The organism is Pseudarthrobacter sp. CCNWLW207, from assembly GCF_037203945.1.
Taxonomy (GTDB): Bacteria; Actinomycetota; Actinomycetes; order Actinomycetales; family Micrococcaceae; genus Arthrobacter.
In genome coordinates this window covers 331,182-349,359 of the sequence record NZ_JBBCBS010000005.1, presented here as the reverse complement: position 1 = coordinate 349,359, position 18,178 = coordinate 331,182, and the positions used below count along the sequence as shown (strand labels likewise).

At 64.1% G+C, this 18,178-nt stretch carries 17 protein-coding genes; 9 read left to right on the top strand and 8 right to left on the bottom strand.

The genetic code is table 11. The features are described from left to right. Nucleotides 1-20: 20 nt before the first annotated feature. Nucleotides 21-1,829: an AMP-dependent synthetase/ligase gene (locus tag V9L17_RS11320; RefSeq protein ID WP_337351495.1), complete on the bottom strand. Its 1,809-nt coding sequence runs from the start codon at nt 1,827-1,829 to the stop codon at nt 21-23. Between the two features lie 174 nt (nt 1,830-2,003). Between V9L17_RS11320 and V9L17_RS11315 the strand changes: the two genes are divergently transcribed. Then, nucleotides 2,004-3,095, top strand: a complete 1,092-nt coding sequence (locus V9L17_RS11315; protein WP_443198028.1) for an ROK family glucokinase — start codon at nt 2,004-2,006, stop codon at nt 3,093-3,095. A gap of 13 nt (nt 3,096-3,108) precedes the next feature. Here the strand turns inward: V9L17_RS11315 and V9L17_RS11310 are convergent, their stop codons facing one another. Genes V9L17_RS11310 through V9L17_RS11300 form a run of 3 tightly spaced genes read right to left on the bottom strand, consistent with a single transcriptional unit; the run spans nt 3,109 to nt 5,322 of the window. Next, the gene (locus tag V9L17_RS11310) at nt 3,109-3,714 is read right to left on the bottom strand and encodes a hypothetical protein (protein WP_337351494.1); all 606 of its coding nucleotides are present in this window, start codon (nt 3,712-3,714) and stop codon (nt 3,109-3,111) included. Further along, a complete protein-coding gene (locus V9L17_RS11305) occupies nt 3,707-4,537 on the bottom strand; it encodes an alpha/beta hydrolase (RefSeq protein WP_337351493.1) in 831 nt (276 codons plus the stop codon). Before V9L17_RS11305 ends, V9L17_RS11310 begins: the two co-directional genes overlap by 8 nt. Further along, on the bottom strand, nt 4,534-5,322 hold the full coding sequence (locus V9L17_RS11300) for an alpha/beta hydrolase (RefSeq protein ID WP_337351492.1): 789 nt from the start codon (nt 5,320-5,322) through the stop codon (nt 4,534-4,536). The genes V9L17_RS11305 and V9L17_RS11300 overlap by 4 nt, the downstream gene beginning before the upstream one ends. A 122-nt stretch (nt 5,323-5,444) precedes the next feature. Here V9L17_RS11300 and V9L17_RS11295 point away from each other — a divergent pair, with 122 nt between their 5' ends. After that, complete coding sequence (locus tag V9L17_RS11295; RefSeq protein WP_337351491.1) at nt 5,445-6,242, top strand: lysophospholipid acyltransferase family protein; 798 nt, start codon at nt 5,445-5,447, stop codon at nt 6,240-6,242. A gap of 71 nt (nt 6,243-6,313) precedes the next feature. Next, entirely contained in the window at nt 6,314-7,705 is a 1,392-nt protein-coding gene (locus V9L17_RS11290) for a class II 3-deoxy-7-phosphoheptulonate synthase (RefSeq protein ID WP_337347734.1), read from the top strand. A gap of 136 nt (nt 7,706-7,841) precedes the next feature. Here V9L17_RS11290 and pknB read toward each other — a convergent pair whose 3' ends face one another. Further along, nucleotides 7,842-9,899 carry a Stk1 family PASTA domain-containing Ser/Thr kinase gene (gene pknB / locus V9L17_RS11285; RefSeq protein ID WP_337351490.1) on the bottom strand — a complete coding sequence of 686 codons (2,058 nt, stop codon included), beginning with the start codon at nt 9,897-9,899 and terminating at the stop codon, nt 7,842-7,844. A 110-nt stretch (nt 9,900-10,009) separates the two neighbouring features. Continuing rightward, on the bottom strand, nt 10,010-11,398 hold the full coding sequence (locus tag V9L17_RS11280) for a LysM peptidoglycan-binding domain-containing protein (RefSeq protein ID WP_337351489.1): 1,389 nt from the start codon (nt 11,396-11,398) through the stop codon (nt 10,010-10,012). Between the two features lie 242 nt (nt 11,399-11,640). Between V9L17_RS11280 and V9L17_RS11275 the strand changes: the two genes are divergently transcribed. Next, nucleotides 11,641-11,994 carry an Rv2175c family DNA-binding protein gene (locus V9L17_RS11275; RefSeq protein ID WP_131134989.1) on the top strand — a complete coding sequence of 118 codons (354 nt, stop codon included), beginning with the start codon at nt 11,641-11,643 and terminating at the stop codon, nt 11,992-11,994. Nucleotides 11,995-12,003: 9 nt separating this feature from the next. Here the strand turns inward: V9L17_RS11275 and V9L17_RS11270 are convergent, their stop codons facing one another. Both V9L17_RS11270 and V9L17_RS11265 read right to left on the bottom strand, forming a co-directional pair. Then, on the bottom strand, nt 12,004-13,098 hold the full coding sequence (locus V9L17_RS11270) for a polyprenyl synthetase family protein (protein WP_337351488.1): 1,095 nt from the start codon (nt 13,096-13,098) through the stop codon (nt 12,004-12,006). Further along, nucleotides 13,095-13,622, bottom strand: a complete 528-nt coding sequence (locus V9L17_RS11265) for a hypothetical protein (protein WP_337351487.1) — start codon at nt 13,620-13,622, stop codon at nt 13,095-13,097. The genes V9L17_RS11270 and V9L17_RS11265 overlap by 4 nt, the downstream gene beginning before the upstream one ends. Before the next feature lie 100 nt (nt 13,623-13,722). Here V9L17_RS11265 and dinB point away from each other — a divergent pair, with 100 nt between their 5' ends. The 5 genes from dinB (at nt 13,723) to V9L17_RS11240 (ending at nt 18,172) form a co-directional block, all read left to right on the top strand. Then, nucleotides 13,723-14,934: a DNA polymerase IV gene (gene dinB, locus V9L17_RS11260; RefSeq protein WP_337351486.1), complete on the top strand. Its 1,212-nt coding sequence runs from the start codon at nt 13,723-13,725 to the stop codon at nt 14,932-14,934. Between the two features lie 236 nt (nt 14,935-15,170). Then, on the top strand, nt 15,171-15,542 hold the full coding sequence (locus V9L17_RS11255; RefSeq protein WP_337351485.1) for a DUF3040 domain-containing protein: 372 nt from the start codon (nt 15,171-15,173) through the stop codon (nt 15,540-15,542). A 362-nt stretch (nt 15,543-15,904) separates the two neighbouring features. Next, nucleotides 15,905-16,333 (top strand): division/cell wall cluster transcriptional repressor MraZ, encoded by a 429-nt coding sequence (gene mraZ / locus V9L17_RS11250; protein WP_066285792.1) that lies wholly within the window; start codon nt 15,905-15,907, stop codon nt 16,331-16,333. Nucleotides 16,334-16,502: 169 nt separating this feature from the next. Then, nucleotides 16,503-17,495 (top strand): 16S rRNA (cytosine(1402)-N(4))-methyltransferase RsmH, encoded by a 993-nt coding sequence (gene rsmH / locus V9L17_RS11245; RefSeq protein ID WP_337347741.1) that lies wholly within the window; start codon nt 16,503-16,505, stop codon nt 17,493-17,495. Next, nucleotides 17,492-18,172: a hypothetical protein gene (locus V9L17_RS11240; protein WP_337351484.1), complete on the top strand. Its 681-nt coding sequence runs from the start codon at nt 17,492-17,494 to the stop codon at nt 18,170-18,172. Before rsmH ends, V9L17_RS11240 begins: the two co-directional genes overlap by 4 nt. Nucleotides 18,173-18,178 lie beyond the last annotated feature (6 nt).

The following is an 18,178-nucleotide window of genomic DNA, read 5'->3' as shown; positions in this document are numbered from 1 at the left end:
CAGTTTCGGTCAGTTTCGCATCAGTGCCGGGGCGCGGCGTACATCTCTTCGATGACGGTTTCGAAGTCCTTCATCACCTGGGCCCGCTTGACCTTCATGGACGGGGTCAGGTGGCCCGACGCTTCGGTGAAGTCGGCGGCAACGATCCGGAAGGACTTGATGGCCTCAGCCTGGGAAACAGAGTTGTTCGCGTGGGTGATGAGGTCCTGCACAGCGGCCTTGACTACGGGATTGTCCGCTGCCTCCTCAAGCGTTGTGGTGGCCGGCAGCCCGTGGCGCTGCAGCCATCCCGGCAATGCCTCCTGGTCCAGAGTCACCAGGGCACCGATGAACGGCCGGTTGTCTCCCACCACCAGGACCTGGGAAACCAAAGCATCGGCGCGGATCTGGTCCTCCAGCAGGGCGGGGATGACGTTCTTGCCGCCTGCGGTGACGATAATCTCCTTCTTACGGCCCGTGATCCAGACGAAGCCGTCTTCGTCGAGGCGGCCGATGTCGCCGGTGCGGAACCATCCGTCGGCAAAAGTCTCCGCCGTGAGGTCCTCCCGCTTGTAGTAGCCGCGCATCACGCAGACGCCCTTGGCCAGGATCTCGCCGTCCTCGGCAATCTTGACTGCGTTCCCCGGCAGCGGTTTGCCCACAGATCCGATCTTGATCAGCGAAGGCGTGTTGACCGAGATCGGGGCTGTGGTTTCCGTCAGGCCGTAGCCTTCGAGAACCTGCAGGCCGATGCCTTGGAAGAAGTGGCCCAGGCGCTCACCCAGCGGGCCGCCGCCAGATACTGCGTGGGCAACCTGGCCGCCCATGGCAGCCCGCAGTTTGCTGTACACCAGCTTGTCGAAGAGGGCATGCCGTAGCTTCAGGCCGAGGCCTACGCGCCCATTCTGGCGTGCCTTGGAGAAAGCTATGGCGGTGTCAGCGGCCTTGTGGAAGATGGCTCCCTTGCCGCCGTCCTCCGCTTTGGTCAGGGCTGAGTTGTAAACCTTTTCGAAGACACGGGGCACGGCGAGGATGAACGTGGGTTCGTAGCTCTGCAGGTCCGCGAGTAGCTTCTTGATGTCCGGCGTGTGGGCAACCGTGGTACCAGCTGCCATGGCAAGGACGGAGATAAAGCGCGCAAAAACGTGTGCCAAGGGCAGGAACATAATGGTCTTGGCGTTCTCATGGACGATCTCGCCGATGATCTCGAGAGCGTTCTCCGAGAGTTCGACGAAGTTCCCGTGGGTGAGTTCGCAGCCCTTGGGCCGGCCCGTGGTCCCTGACGTGTAGATAATCGTGGCGGTGTCGTCCAGATTGGCGGAACTGCGTCGGGCCTCGAGGTCGGCGTCGCTGACGTCCCGGCCTGCTTCACGGAGGGCGTCCAGGCCCTTGCCTTCGAGCTGCCACACATGCTGCAGGGCTGTCAGCCCTTCCGAGGTGGCCGCTTGCCGGATGATGTCCTCGTGGTGGGCGGCTTCGCCGAACGCGGCCACCGCGCCGGAGTCGCCGAGGTTCCATGCAACCTGTGACGGGGACGAGGTCTCGTAAATGGGGACCGACACACCACCGGCGAACCAAATGGCAAAGTCCACCAAAGCCCACTCGTAACGGGTGCGGGACATGATTCCAACCCTGTCCCCGGCGTTGACACCGCTGGCCATTAGGCCTTTGGCCAGCGCCTGGACGTCAGCCAGGAAATCCTTTGCGGACACATCCTGCCAGGCGCCTGCTGAGTCCAGCCGCGAGAAAAGCGAAGGGTTGCTCGGCTTGGCTGCCTGTCGCAGCACAAGGTCTGTGATGTTGGTTTCAGGGGGGACAACAACCAGCGGCGGAACGCTGAATTCGCGCACTATAGCTCCTTTGATATCCGTAGGCCCGGACAGGGTATGTCTAACACTAGTACGCCTGTACCCGGCAGTGCAGTAATAAACCTACTGGCCAGTAACTTACGCGTCAACGCGAGGCGTTCCGTGGACCGTACGGATAGCCGGGAGGGCGTGTCCGTCGGCCTAGAATGAGGAACTATGTATGAACCGCCCCCCGGCGCCCAGGCCGGCCCCCTCCGACGCCCGGCACCCTGGAAGCGGCGGCCGCCCATGCTTCCAGCCCGGTCCCGGCCAGGGGCAACGTTCCGCGAGCACCTCCGGCTGGGCCGGAAGGGACTTGCCATCGGAATCGATATCGGCGGGACCAAGGTTGCTGCCGGCGTGGTGGATGCTGACGGCAGGATCCTGAGCGAAGCCCGGCGCTCAACCCCCGGCAGTGATCCCAGGGCTGTGGAGCGCGTCATCGTCGAACTTGTTGAAGAGCTGGGGGCGGGGCACCGCATCTGGTCGGTGGGGATCGGCGCGGCAGGATGGATGGACCTCGACGGCGGCACCGTCCTGTTCAGCCCCCACCTCGCCTGGCGCAACGAGCCGTTAAGGGAAAACCTCCAGCGGCTCCTCCGCAGGCCGGTCCTGCTCACTAACGACGCCGATGCGGCGGCCTGGGCGGAATGGCGCTTTGGTGCCGGTCAGGGCGAGAGCAGGCTCGTCTGCATCACGCTGGGGACCGGCATCGGCGGCGCCATGGTGCTTGACGGACGGGTCGAGCGCGGACGTTTTGGCGTGGCAGGGGAGTTTGGCCACCAGATCATCATGCCCGGCGGCCACCGGTGCGAGTGCGGAAACCGCGGTTGCTGGGAACAGTATGCCTCCGGCAACGCCTTGGGGCGGGAAGCCCGGATTCTCGCGCAGGCAAATTCGCCCGTAGCACAGGAGCTGCTCGCGGCCGTTGACGGACACCCCGGGGCTATCACCGGGGCGATCGTCACGGACCTTGCCCTGGCCGGCGACGCCGCGTCCCGGGAACTGCTTGACGAAGTCGGTGAATGGCTGGGGCTGGGACTTGCCAACCTGGCAGCGGCCCTGGATCCCGGCCTGTTTGTTATTGGTGGCGGCCTATGCTCTGCCGGAGACCTCTTGGTGGAGCCAGCGAGGAAGGCGTTCGCCAGGAACCTCACCGGCCGGGGTTTCCGCCCGGCGGCCGGCATTGAGCTTGCCGCGCTGGGACCCAACGCGGGGCTGATTGGGGCGGCAGACCTGTCCCGGGTCAGCAGCCGGATGCGCAGCTGAGGGCCCCTAAGGCCTAGACCCGGGCGCCGTCGTCGTTCTCATCCTTTTCCTGGGGGAGTTTCATGATCAGGTAGACCACCGCCAGGACAAACACTGCCACAATCCCCAGGATGGCCAGCAGCGGGGCAGAGCGCCAGAACATGGCGGAAAGGAGCAGCGCGACCGGTCCGCCCACCGCGCCCAGCCACGCGAGCATGGTCAGAGGGTCCGTCCCGGCGAGGCTGGGGGGTTCTTCCGGTACGAAGCTGCCGTCGTCGTCCTCCGCAGTGTAGTCCCGCGGGCCCTGCGCGGAGTCCTCACCGCTCTCCGGACTTCCAGGCGATGCGGCAGACAGCCGCTCTGCTGCCGACAGCTCGGCAGGGGCGGACGGTGCCAGCCCTAACGGGTCAAAATCCCGGAAGCTGGCCGAACCGCCAGGCTTTCCCGCGCCCTCCGTGCCGGAGGCTGGCCTTTCCGTGGAACCTTTTTCAGCCGCTTCATCAGGTGCAGCGGCTTCGACGGGCCGGATTGGCACATCGGGGCCTGCCGGAGAACCTTCCAGGCGTGCCACCAGATCCAGCCATACGGCGTCGTCCTGGTTGGCGCTCGGGTCCGGGGAACCGGAATCGGGCCTAGTCATGGGCGGTGCCCTCCTGGCTGGCAGCCACCTGGTGGTCTGGTGCTGCGTGAGTGGTGCCGGCCGGCGCCGACGCCGGGATGATCGAACGGATGAACTCCACAGAACCTTCGAAGATCTGTTCGGCGTCGTTGTCCAGGGTTGCCACGTGGTAGCTGTTCTCGAGGCGGGTCAGCTGCAACGGCGCGTGCGTGAGGCCACGGCGTAAAGCCGCGATGCTTGAGTCGGACACCACGTGGTCCACGCTGGAACGGAAAACACGCACTGGCGCGGTGACCCGGGGGAGCAGTCGGATGGTGTCCTTGAATAACTTGTTCAGTTCGTGGGCGGCAGCCACCGGGGTTCGGGGGTAGGCGCCCTCATCCATGCCGGGTTTCAGGATGTCGTTGGCGATGGCCGGCGTGCTCTTGAGCACCAGCTTCAGGATGCCGGCCAAGGGCGCACGTGGATCATCGATGACCAGTCCCGGGTTGACCAGGATGACCCCGGCAACGGGCCTCGTGGCCGCGACGCGCAATGCCAAGGCCCCACCCATGCTCAGGCCCGCAGAAAAAACGTGATCGCATTCTGCGTCCAGCTCCAGGTAAGCGTCGTCCAGGGCGCCGTGCCATTGGGGCCAGCGTGTCCGCGCCAGTTCCTGCCAGGTGGTGCCGTGCCCGGGCAGCAGCGGCATCCGCACGGCGAAGCCTGCCTCAGCCAGGGCCGCGGCCCAGGCCCGCAGCCCATGAGGGCTGCCGGTGAAGCCATGCGAGAGCACCACGCCGATGCGTGGTCCGTCACCGCGGAAGGCACTGCGGAACGGGCTGTGGTCCGGAAGCGCTGTCATGAAGTCTCCGACGTAATGGGGCGGGTGGCGTGCTCGAGGAAGAACGCTGTGGATTTGGCAAGAATTTCGGGGGCGTCGGCATCCAGGGTAGCCACATGGCTGCTGTTCGGCAGGTCAACTACTTCCACCAGATGTCCGCCCAGCCGGCGCCTCAGCATGGCCAGCGATGATGGCGGAACGACGGCATCCATTGTTGATTTGAATACCTGTACGGGCGCAGATACCCGCGGAAGGCCCCGAATGGCGGCGCCGAAGAGTTTTTTCAGCTCGTGAACGGCGGCCAGGGGAGTCCGGGAATAGTCTCCGTCGTCTGTGACGGCGGCTGTGGACTGGTCCTCCTGGATAGGCAGCGTGGTCTGCTGGAAGTACTTCAGCACTCCGATGACCCGCACCCGGCGGTCATAGAAGCTCAGGCCGGGGTTGACCACGGAGACTCCTGCGACGGCGTGCCTGGAAGCAGTCAGGAGGGCGATGGCCCCGCCCATGGAGAGGCCTGCCACGAAGCAGGTGTCAGTGCGGGCGGCGAGGTCCACGTAAGCCGCTTCAAACGAGCGATGCCAGTCATGCCAGTTGCAGCGCGCCAGCTGCCTCCAGTCGGTCCCATGCCCTGGAAGAAGCGGCACGGAAACGGCGAAGCCCTGGGACGCGAGATGTTCAGCCCACGGCAGGACACTGAGGGGGCTCCCCGTGAAACCGTGGCAGATGGCGATTCCGGTCTTCGCATTTGGCCCGTGGCCGGGGTAGCTGAAAGCGGCAGGCCGGGGCGGGATGCTGCTTTCTGTCATGAGTCCATCGTGTCACTGTTCGGGACAAATCTCACTAGAGTAGGGTTGCAGTGGAATGCCGGCCCTGCCCGATTCAGTGCTAGCAGATTGAGTGCTGGCTGCCTTCCGGAGAGGTTAGTCACGTGTTCTATTGGGTTATGAAAAGGATCTTCCTGGGTCCGGTGCTGCGGCTCCTGTTCCGCCCTTGGGTCAAAGGCCTGGACAACGTTCCGGCGGAGGGCGCAGCCATCCTCGCCTCCAACCACCTGTCATTTTCCGATTCAATCTTTATGCCGCTCATGGTGCCCCGCCCGGTGATCTTCCTGGCCAAGTCCGAGTACTTCACCGGCACCGGACTCAAAGGCCGGCTCACGGCCCTGTTCTTCCGGCTGACCAACCAGCTCCCCATGGACAGGTCCGGCGGTGCCGCGTCGGCTGTTTCCCTCAACGCCGGCATGGACGTCCTGACCGGTGGCGGTCTGCTCGGGATCTACCCCGAAGGCACGCGCAGCCCGGACGCCCGCCTCTACAGGGGCAAGGTCGGTGTGGCAAAGCTTGCCCTGCAGGCCGGGGTTCCCGTTATTCCCGTGGCCATGATCGGGACGGACAAGGTTCAGCCCATCGGCAAGCGCCTGCCGCACATCCGCCGGATCGGTATGATCTTCGGCGAACCTCTGGACTTCAGCAGGTACCAGGGTCAAGCGGAAGACCGCGCGGTACAACGCAAAGTGACCGACGAGATCATGTTCGAGCTGATGCGGCTCTCGGGCCAGGAGTACGTGGACGAATACGCCGCGGTGGTGAAGCTGCAGCTCGCGGGCAAGCAGGCCGAGCCTGCGGCCAGCACCGACACCGGCCCCGCCGAAAAGCCTGATGCCGGCACTGGCGGCCCGTCTAATCCCGGTCAGCGGGACGACGACGGGACCCCTGCCGCGGGATGATGTGACGCCGGCCGCCCCCGCGCGTGACGGCCGGGTGTCCGGATGAGCCTCCGGGACACTAGTCTTAGAGGGTGACTGAGCTATCCGCAAAACCCGCCTTCTCGCTGTCCAGTACCGCCCAGAGCGGCGCCGCCAACTATCCGGGATTGGATGACTGGCGCGACCTCCCGATCTCCCAGCAGCCCAGCTGGCAGGACAAGGACGTATTCGACGCTTCGGTCAAGGAGCTGTCCGTGTTGCCGCCGCTGGTTTTCGCCGGCGAGGTGGACATCCTTCGCGAGCGGCTGGCAGCCGCGGCCCAGGGCAAAGCCTTCCTGCTTCAGGGCGGGGACTGCGCAGAGACCTTTGAAGCGGCCACGGCGGACAAGATCAGCGCCCGCGTCAAAACCATCCTCCAGATGGCCGTGGTACTCACCTACGGTGCAGCCATGCCCGTCATCAAGATGGGCCGGATGGCTGGCCAGTTCGCCAAGCCCCGCTCCTCGAATGATGAAACCCGCGACGGCGTGACGCTTCCCGCCTACCGCGGCGACATCGTCAACGGCTACGATTTCACGCCGGAGTCCCGCGGCCACGACGCATCCCGGATGCTGCGGGCCTACCACACCTCGGCATCCACCCTGAATCTCATCAGGGCCTTTACCCAGGGCGGGTTCGCGGACCTGCGTTCAGTGCATCAGTGGAACAAGGGCTTCACCGAAAACCCCGCCCATGCCCGCTACGAGTCCTTGGCCCGCGATATCGACCGTGCCATCAAGTTCATGGCCTCCTGCGGCGCCGACTTCGAAGCGCTCAAGCGCGTGGAGTTCTTCGCCAGCCACGAAGCCTTGCTCCTGGACTACGAGCGCGCGCTGACGCGCATCGACTCCCGCACAGGGTTCCCCTACGACACTTCGGCCCACTTCCTGTGGATCGGGGAGCGCACGCGCGAGCTGGATCACGCGCACATCGACTTCCTGTCCCGGGTGCGGAATCCGATCGGCGTGAAGCTCGGCCCCTCCACCACCGGCGATGATGCCTTGCGCCTTATCGACAAGCTGGACCCGGAGCGTGAGCCCGGACGGCTCACCTTCATCACGCGCATGGGTGCGAAGAACATCCGGGAGAAGCTCCCGGCCGTCGTCGAGAAAGTCACTGCGTCCGGCGCCCAGGTCCTGTGGGTAACCGATCCGATGCACGGCAACACCGTCACGTCGCCTAATGGCTACAAGACGCGCAACTTCGACGACGTCATTGACGAAGTCCGCGGATTCTTTGAAGTCCACCACGCCCTGGGCACGGTTCCGGGCGGCCTGCATGTTGAGATGACGGGTGACGACGTCGCCGAGTGCCTTGGCGGCGCCGATCCCATTGACCAGGAGGCGTTCCTGGACCGCTACGAGTCCGTCTGCGATCCGCGCCTGAACCACATGCAGTCGCTCGAAATGGCGTTCCTGGTCGCAGGGGCACTCGCCAAGCACTAGGCGCTCCACCCGCTTCAGCTGAAAAGGATGCCTCCCGGACTTTGCGTCACGGGAGGCATCCTTTTGCGTTTCCTGGAGCTGGGTGGCCGCGGATTCCAGGCGATGTTGCCACTGGGCGCAGCCGAACTGCGTGACGCTACACCACGGTCAGGGTGATGACGGAGCCCTCTGGAACCTCTTTATTAGCCGGATCCTGGTCCCGGACGGTTCCGAAGAAGCCGCCAAGGATGTTGTTGACTTTCACGTCGAAGCCGAGCTGACGCAGTGCCTGTTCGGCTTCCTTGGCCTGTTTGCCCACGTAACTGGGAACCTTCACCATCTTCGGACCGTCGGAGATGGTGAGCGTGACAGTACCGCCGCGGGTGAGGGTGCCGTTGGGTGGCGACTGCGCGGCAACCGAACCTTTGGGCACGTTGCGGTCGTTGACCTTGTCCTTGGCGACGTCTGCCTTGAGGCCTGCCGCTTCGATGGCGTCAACGGCGTCGTCCTCATCCATCCCGACGACGGACGGAACCGGAATGGGCTCCGGTCCCTTGGAAACGGTCAAGGCCACTGGCGTTCCGTGCCGCGCCGGGGTCCCGGAGGCTGGGTCCTGGGCCAGGACCATGCCGACAGCGATGCCTTCGTCGAATTTCTCGGTAACGGTGCCCAAGGCCATCTCTGCCTTGTTGAGCTCGGATTTGGCTTCGTCCAGTGTCATGCCGGTCAGTTTCGGCAGTTCAAACAGCTGGGGGCCCTTGGAGACAAACAATGCCACCGGCTGAAATTTCCGGGTCTCCGTTCCGGCTACAGGATCCGTTCCCACTACAAGGCCGGACGGAACGTCGTCGTCGAAGACGTCGCGGGTGCTGGACTGGAACCCTGCCTCATTCAGCAGCTGCTGCGCCTGTGCCACCGTTTTGTTGGCGACCGCCGGGATGGTCCCTGGCGACCCCGGACCCATGCCGAAGAACCAGCCGGCTCCGGTGGCTAAGAGCGCGGCGATGATCAGGATGACCACCCACAGGGCACCGCGACGCCTGGGGTTGCCGTCGCGCAGGTACCGGAGCGGGGTTGCCGCGGCCCGCGACCTGGCCTTCTCGGCGTCCCTCTCTGCCTTGCGCCGGGCGCGCTTGGTCAGGGGAGCCGGCGACGTATCCGGATAGGGGACATACGCGGCGGGAGGGAATGGGGCGGCGGGAACGACCGACGTGGCGTTGTCCCCAAACGAGGGGGGCGGAAACCGTGGCGGCCTTTCCGGAGGCGCAAGCGGTGACATCACTGTTGTGGGGTTGTTGGTACGGGCGATGACCTCAGTAGGGTTCTGGAGGCCGGCCTCCAGCGCCGCAGGCGGCTGCAGGTCCAGTTCGCGGTCGGTGAGGTTGGTCCGGATGTGGCGGAGTTCCTGGAGCAGGGCCATACCGTCCACGGGCCGGTTCTCGGGGTCGTTGGCAGTACACCACTGCACGAGCTCATCGACTTCCGCGGCAAGGCCCGGCACCAGCGCCGACGGCGGCCCCACAGTCCCGTTGACATGCTGGTACGCCACCTGGATGGGAACATCGCCGTCGAAAGGCTGCCGGCCGGTAAGCATTTCATACAGCATGATCCCGACAGAGTAGATGTCGCTCCGGGCATCGGCCTGCTTGCCCAGCACCAGTTCGGGGGAGAGATAGGCCACGGTGCCAATGAGTGCACCCGTACTGGTGGACGTGGTGACGGCCCGGGCGAGGCCGAAGTCGCCCACTTTGATCCTGCCGTCGTCGGCGATCAGGACGTTTTCGGGTTTGATGTCGCGGTGGATCATGCCGGCGGAGTGTGCCGCTCCGAGCCCCTCGACGACGGGGTCAATGAGTGCGAGGGCGAGCCTGGGTGGCAACGCGCCCTTGGACGTGATGACGTCCCGCAGCGTGTGGCCTTTGATGTACTCCATCACGAGGTAGGCCGTCTGGCCGTCATTGCCTTGGTCGAGGACACCAACCACATGCGAATGGGAAAGCCTGGCCGCTGCCTTTGCCTCGCGGCCCAGCCTGCCGAGGAAGGTGTCGTCGCTGGCAAGGTGCGGGTGCAGTACTTTGAGGGCAACTTCGCGCTCAAGCCTGAGGTCTGTAGCGAGGTAGACGGTGGACATTCCGCCGCGCGCGAGCTTGGACTGGACGGCGTAGCGGTTGTCCACCAGCGTTCCAACAAGTCGGTCAGACACGTATTCCTGCACCCTACGATCCTAATCCCGCAATGAAACGGGCCCGAATCAACATGCGATCCGGACCCGTATCGTTATCCCGCCCGCCCTGGTCCCACCGGGACCGGGCTGGGCGTGGTGGTCTAGCCGAGGTTCTTTTCGTGCGCCTTGATCGCCTCCACGTAGGACTTGGTGTCGTCGTACATGCCGTACTTGCTCACTGAATACTGACCCTGGTAGTAGCCGGCGATGGCAGTGTCGCGGTCCTTGCTCGTGGCGATCAACTGGCGGATGATCGCCACACCAGCGGTGGCGTTGTCGTACGGATCGAGCAGGTTGAGTTTGCGCCCCACGAGGTCCGAGGCCCACTGGCCGGAGGAGGGAATCACCTGCATGGTGCCGATGGCATTCGCCGGTGAAACGGCACGCTGGTCGAAGCCGGATTCCTGGTAGGCAAAAGCCAAGGCCAGTGCCGGTTCCACACCCATACGCCGTGCAGTATCCGCAACGATGGCCCGCATCTGGTCACGGGAGGGCACAGGGGAGGCATTGAGCAGGGCCTTGTTCTCGTTGGCCGAGCTGACGACCGCCGCGGGGTAGGTGAATCCAAGGAAAGAGCTGGGCACCAGGGGAGTGACGTTTGCGGCGGGTTCGCTTGAGGCGGGCTGTATGGCAGCGCCGGGGATGACCAGTTTGTTGCCGGGGTAAATGATGCTGGACAGGCTCAGCTGGTTGGCGGAAAGGACGTCCGAGAGCTTGACGCCATGCTTGGAGGCAATCGCGCTGAGGGTGTCGCCGGCCTTGACGGTGTAGGAGCCGCCAGGGGCGGCGGCAGGGGCCGGCGCCGCAGGGGCTGGTGCTGCGGGGGCGGAAGTCGGCTGCAGTGCAGTGGCAGGAGCTGCCGCAGGTGCGGTTCCGCCGTCGTTCACTTTGATCTTCTGGCCGGGGTAAATGATGGAACGCATATTCAAACCGTTCCAGCCGAAGATTTCCGACAATCCCACTCCGTGCCGGGAGGCAATGGCGCTGAGCGTGTCGCCCGCTTTGACTGTGTAGGTCGCTCCGGATGTGGTTGCGGCAGCCGGTGGAGTAGCCGCGGGGGCTGCAAGGGGAGCATTGCCGGAGCCTGAAAGCTTGATCTTCTGCCCGGGATAGATGATGGTGTTCGGCTGGAGGTTGTTCAGCTTAAGGACTTCGTAGGTGTCCAGGCCGTGCCTGCCGGCGATGCTGCTGATAGTGTCGCCCCGCGCGATGGTGTACTCGGCGGGTACAGACGGCTGCGTCGGCCGGAAGGCGGACGGGATGGTCGTCGAAACCGAGGCGGCCGGAATAACGGTTGCGGTTGCAGCTGCTGCCTGGGCCTTCATGGCCGCTGCGAGCGTGGCAGGGATGGCCCGGACAGGGGCAACAGCTGCAGCCGGTTGGGCGAGGGCCAGTGACGACAGGACAACCGCAGGGAGCGCCGCCGTGGTAGCGGCAATCATGGGCAGGCTCGGCCTGGGTGGCTGCTGTGGCGAGCGGGACGTCGTCATGGAAGGAATCCTCTTCTCAACTGCGAGTGCGGTGGGTGTTGCCTGTGTTAATGCTGCTACTAGTGTTGCTTAAGTTATTGCTGTTACCAATGTGATCTATGTGAATCTCTCATGGATTGTCAATTAGCACAAGAATTCTTGAAAAGCTGCCAAGACTAATTTCATGGAGTGTCGCCGTAAATCTCACATGCCGCAAAAGCGGCGACTAGGCGTCAAGGTGCCGGTCATGGCAACCTTGATCCGTGAGTAACGTAGAAAGCCTTGTTGGCGAGTGGCTGCCCCTGCCTGATGTCGCCCAGTTGTTGGACGTTTCAATAACGAAAGTCCACAGTCTCCTTGATGAGCGTGCTTTGGCCGCGCTGCGGGTTGGAGAACGGCGGATCCGGTGCGTCCCTGCGGAATTTATCCAGGACGGACACGTGGTGGACAGCCTGAAGGGCACCATTGTGGTGCTCTCAGATGCCGGCTATTCCGACGAGGACCTGATTGTCTGGCTTTTCACCGCAGACGAATCATTGCGTGGGCGGCCCATTGATGCGCTCCGCGAAGGCCGCAAAACGGAGATCCGGCGCCGCGCCCAAACCCTGGCCTGGTAACCGGAATTTTCAGGATGCGCGGCTGACGGTGGCCTCGGCCAACCTGCGGAGCGCCGTTTTTGGCAATTCGTCGAGTTCCAGTTGGTCCAGGGCATCAAACGCCGCTGCCCCGAATTCGCCGATGAGGACCTCCGTTGCCTGAAGGGCTCCGGATTCCTCGATGATGCGGCGGATCTCGGTGATGTCTTCGCCGCCGAGATCGGGGCTGCCAAGCTTTGCGTCGATGAATGCCGATTCCTCCGCCGTCGCCTGGTCCAGCGCCAGCGCCACCAGAACGGTCCGCTTTCCTTCCCGGAGGTCGTCGCCGGCGGGCTTTCCCGTGGTGACGGGGTCGCCAAAGACGCCCAGGACGTCGTCGCGCAGCTGGAAGGCTTCACCCAGCGGGAGGGCGAAGGCAGAATAGCCGCGGAGAAGCTCGTTTGACGCTCCCGCCAGCGCGCCGCCGAGGGCCAGCGGATGTTCCGTGGAGTATTTGGCGGACTTGAAACGGATGATGGACTGCGCCCTGGAAACAGCGCCGGCCCTGTCCCTGACCGGCCCGGCGACCTCTTCGAGGATGTCGAGGTACTGGCCGGCCATGACTTCGGCCCGCATGAGGTTGAAGATGAGCCGCGCTCGGCTGCCTGATGCGGCTTTTTCGCCGATGTCCGTAAACGCCTCTTCGCTGAAGGACAGGCACAGGTCGCCGGTCAGGATCGCTGCGGCGTGGCCGAAGCGTTCACTATCGAGAGCCCAGCCCTGGGCTGTGTGCAGCTGGCTGAAGCGGCGGTGGACGCTGGGCCCGCCGCGCCGGGTGTCGGAGCGGTCGATGATGTCGTCATGGATGAGCGCCGCGGCCTGGAAGAGCTCCAGCGCCGAGCCTGCAGCCACGATCTGCCTGGCTCCGGAATCACCGCCGGCGCCGCGCCACCCCCAGTAGCACATCAGGGCACGGAGCCGTTTGCCGCCGGTGACCAGGTTGGAGATGGAACCCATGATGGGATCGATGTCCGGGGAGATAGCCGACATCACCGCCTGGCGCTCGGTCAGGAAGTCCGTCAGCTCGCCCGCGACGGCCGCTACGTATCCGGTCTGTTCAAGCCGCAGCTGCTCCGCGACCGTCACTTGGCTGACTCAGCTGCCACATTGGCGCCGATAGTGAACGTGGAAACACCCGCAGCTTCCACCACCGCAAGGTTGACGGTCTCGTTGTCGCCCCGGACGAAGTCCTTTGATGCCACGGCACCCACGGACTCTCCCGGCACGGCCTTGAAGCCCTGGGCTTCAAGGGCCTTGGTATAGAACTCGACGACGGCGCCGGGCTGGCCCGTGATGCTTGCCACCAGGGCGGCTGTTGCCGGCGTCGCCGACTTGTCGAAGCTGCTGGAAACTACTGTGGCTCCCGGCATGAGCGGGAGAAGCTGCTGCGGGAAGCCGGCGACCAACGCCCCGACGGTAGCCGAGGTGCCCGGTGACGCTGAGGGACTGGCGGACGCGGTAGCTGTGGCATGGCCCGTGGACTGCGAGGAGGTGGCGGAGGACGGCGTGGTTACTCCTGGCGCCGCCGGGCTGCAGGCGGCGAGTGCCAGCGCTGCGACGGCCACGAGGGCGGCCGATCCTGCTGGCTTAAGATTTCCAATGACCGTCACAGGGACTTTCCTCCTGGTATTGATGCCGGATTCAGCCTCCAGTTTAGTCAGTACCAGCGGATAGGATTGTTTCGTGGGGGCCGGACGGGATGTAGACGGGATGAATCAGCACACCGAAGCGGGTCTTCGGGAGTTCCGGCGCACCCCCATCCTGCACGTGGACATGGACGCGTTCTTTGTATCGGTTGAGTTGCGTACTCGACCGGAGCTTCGCGGCAAACCCGTCATTGTGGGCTATCCGGCAGACCGTTCCGTGGTGCTCTCGGCCTCTTATGAGGCCCGGAAATTTGGCGTGAAGTCCGCCATGCCCATGGTGGTCGCAGCACGGATGTGTCCCAGGGCGGTCATCATCGAACCGCGGCACAAGCTGTATTACGAGGTCTCGGCACAGCTTATGGGAATTTTCGAATCCGTCACCGAACTGGTGGAGCCTTTGAGCGTGGACGAAGCCTTCCTTGATGTCGGCGGTGCCATCCGCCGGCTGGGCCCGCCCCAAGACATCGGCGAACTATTGAGGCGCCGCGTTGCCGCCGAACTGGGCATCACCGCCTCTGTGGGCATCGCCGCGAGCAAGTTTGTGGCCAAGATCGCATCCACGCGGTGCAAGCCCGACGGACTGCTCCTGATTCGGCCGGAAGAAACCGTCCCCTACTTGCACAGCCTGCCGGTTGGAGCTCTCTGGGGTGTGGGTGCCAAGACCACCGAGGTCTTGGCTCGGATGGGGATCAGGACGGTGGCCGACCTCGCCGCCACGCCCTTGCACACGCTGAAACGGACCCTTGGCGCCACGGGCGAGCACGTCTACCGGCTGTCCTGGGGGATCGACCCCCGACCCGTAACGCCGGTGCGGCTGGAGAAGAGCATAGGAGCCGAGGAAACCTTTGCCGTTGATACCGCCGACAACGCCGTCCTTCACAGGGAATTGCTACGTCTGTCGCACCGTACGGCGGAGAGGCTGCGCAGTTCCGGAATGGTGGCCAGGACCGTGGCGTTGAAGCTGCGTTACGCGGACTTCTCCACCATCACCAGGAGCCGGACCGTTCACACGCCGGTGGACAGCACTCAGCTGATCTACGCCGTCGTCCTCCAACTCCTGGAGTCACTCGGCGATCGAAGCATGACCGTAAGGCTGGTAGGAGTCCGTGCCGAACAGCTGGAAGAGGCGGCACAAACGTCCCTCCAGCTGAGCCTGGACCGCAGGGACGACAACTGGCGGGCAGCCGAGTTGGCGTTGGACAAAGTCAGCCGTAAATTTGGCAATAAATCAGTGCTCCCGGCCCGCCTGCTGGATTCCGGAAAAAATTCCGGCTAGGCGCGCAGCTACCCCTGTCTGCCGCAGCCGGAGGGCCTTGCGGAAAGTCATTGCTGTCTTTCAGAACGGCCCGCGACAAACTATCCTTATATATACATAGTTTTCGAACGACTGGACATAACGCTCCCGCCCGCCATCGTCGGTGGGGCGGGAACTTGAGCGGTATGCCGGTCGTTATCGGAGCAGAAGTACTGACTGGGCGCAGCCCGGACGTTGGCCTACTTAAGGAGGTCGTGATGCCGCTCTCGGAGCACGAACAGAAGCTGCTTGAACAGTTGGAAAAGCAGCTGCACGAGGACGATCCAAAATTCGCGAATTCCATGGGCTCGGATCCCGGACGCTCATGGTCCACGCGGCATGTGGTGATCGGGGTGCTGTGCGCCCTCGCCGGGATTTTCCTCCTGCTGGTTGGCGTCACGCTTCAAAACATCTTCGTCGGCGTCTTGGGCTTTGTGGTGATGGGAGCCGGCGTGTACTTCGCAACGATGCGCAGCTCGGCACCTGGCAAGTCCCGCAGCGGCCGTCCAGGTAAGCCAGGCAAGTCCAGGAGTTCCTTCATGAGCAATCTGGAAGAACGTTGGGACGAGAGGCGCCGCGGCGACTCCTGACGCAGCCGGGTAAGAGGCGCCGAAGCCCTCCATTCTGCACCACAGCCTTCCACGGCGCGGGGTTTATTCCGTCCGAAAGTAATTTGTCATCAGGTATCTAAGCATAAAGACCCGCTACGGCGGGTCTTCTGCTTTTAACGGTCACCCTCGAAAAACCACAACCGCCCTCCCGGCGTCAAAAGCCCTCCACTTTCCACCACCGGCCGATTCGCCGGTTTTACGGGCATCATTCCCTGAAGTGGGGGGAATCCGGCCTCATCCTGCGTTGACTGTGGGGGAAAGTGGAGTAATGTGGAGGACATAAGAGGGTAGTTGCAACACAGGGGATGTGCAGTTCCTGACAGCAGACAGGCGGTGGGCCCGTGTTTCTTGGCACCCACTCGCCGCGTTTGGATGAAAAGGGACGAATTATCCTCCCCGCGAAGTTCCGCGAGGAACTAGCCGGCGGCCTGGTACTCACGAGGGGCCAGGAGCGTTGCATCTACGTCTTCAGTGAGCAGGAATTTGCACGTGTGCACGAGCAAATGCGGGAGGCGCCCATTTCCTCCAAGCAGGCCCGGGACTACATTCGCGTCTTTCTCTCTGGAGCCTCGGATGAGGTACCTGACAAGCAGGGGCGCGTAACCATTCCGGCAGCGCTCCGGGAGTATGCAGGCCTCGGCAGGGAACTGGCCGTCATCGGCGCAGGAACCCGGGCCGAGATCTGGGACGCCCAAGCCTGGAACGAGTACCTGGCAGAGAAGGAAACAGCCTTCTCTGAGACCGACGACGCCATTCCGGGGATTCTGTAATCACCGGTATGGAACAGGCGGACAGCTTCTTGGACGAGATCTCCAGCCGCCCATCGGCCGGCCAACCTGGCTCACTTCCCCGGAGCCAGGCGGGCAGGACGACAGGCGCGGATGGGGATCTGGCTCAAGAAGCACAACCACGGCAACCACGGCAGGAAAGGACGACGGCATGAACGATCACCCGAAGCCGACGTCCGAACGCCATGTACCGGTCCTGCGGGACCGGTGCATCAATTTGTTGGCCCCGGGCTTCGAAGCAGCCAGGCTCAGGGGCGAAACTCCCATAGCCATCGACGCCACGCTCGGCATGGGCGGCCATTCCGAAGCAATGCTCCAGCGCTTTCCGGACCTGCACCTGATCGGCATCGACCGCGACGAGGAAGCACTCGCCCTGGCCGGAGAACGGCTGGCGCCGTTCTCCGCACGGACTGACCTGGTCCACGCCGTCTACGACGAAATCGCTGACGTCCTTGAAGACCTTGGCATCAGCGAAGTCCACGGAATCCTGATGGATCTGGGCGTTTCCTCCCTGCAGTTGGACGAACGCGAACGCGGGTTCGCCTACTCCTTCGACGCCCCGCTGGACATGCGGATGGACACCAGCCGTGGGCAGACCGCCGCAGATGTTGTCAACAACTACTCCGAAGAGGACCTCGTTCGGATCATCCGCAAATGGGGCGAAGAGAAGTTTGCAGGACGCATCGCCAACAGAATTGTTGCCGCCCGCGCCCAGAAGCCTTTCGCCACCACCGGGGAACTCGTTGAACAGATCCGCGCAGTAGTTCCGGCCGCCGCCGCCAAGTCCGGCGGCCACCCCGCCAAACGGACTTTCCAGGCGCTCCGGATCGAGGTCAACGAAGAGCTTGATGTCCTGGAACGGGCTGTTCCGGCCGCGGTCAGGGCAACTGCCCTCGGTGGACGGATTGTGGTCATGTCCTACCACTCGCTGGAGGACAAGATAGTCAAGAGCGTGTTCCAAGCAGGCTCGAAGTCTTCAGCCCCCCTCGGCTTCCCTGTCGAACTCGAGGAACACAAGGCCGAACTCAAGACCCTCACGAAGGGCACGGAGGTGCCCACCGCCGTCGAGATCGCAGAGAATCCGCGCGCTGCCTCAGCAAGGCTGCGGGCTGTGGAACGCATTAGAACCAGGAGAGCCGTATGAGCACCGCCGCCGTCAAGAACTTTCCTGTCGTCTCCGGCAGTGCCGCGCCCGCTATTGGACTTCCGGCGGGAACTCCGGGCCCCGGACGCAAAGCCCGCACGCCGCTTTCGGTTGTCCGAACCGCACCCAGGAAGCGCCGCGCGCCGTTCGTTGTCCTCTGCTTCACGCTGCTCGCCGTCGCGCTGGTTGCTGTCCTGGTCTTGAACATCTCGGTGTCCACCGCCCAGTACCAGCTCGTGGAACTCCGGGGCAAGCAAAGCACGCTGACCAAGCAGAACCAGGATCTGACACAGCAGGTTCAAAACTTCGAAGCTCCGCAGAACTTGGCAGCAAAGGCTGCAGACTTGGGAATGGTGGCGTCCACGGTGAAAGGCCAGATCGACCTTTCAACCCTGGCGGTCACCGGCAAGGCGACACCGGCCGTTAAGGGCGGCGCCGCCGGGGCCGTCATCCCGGCACCGGCAGTTGCCGGACAGTTGAGCGTGGTCCCGCCCGCAAGCACCGGGGAGCCGCTGGCCAGCCGAAAGCCGGTGACTGAGGAGCCGGCAGCTGCAACGCCGCCGGCCGCCGCTGCGGCGGCTGTTGCTGCAGAGGCACCGGCCGCAGCCCCGGCCCCGGCTGTGGAATTGCACGGAGGCTCCGTGCCCGCACCGTTACAGAGGACGCCCGGGCAGTAACTGCCA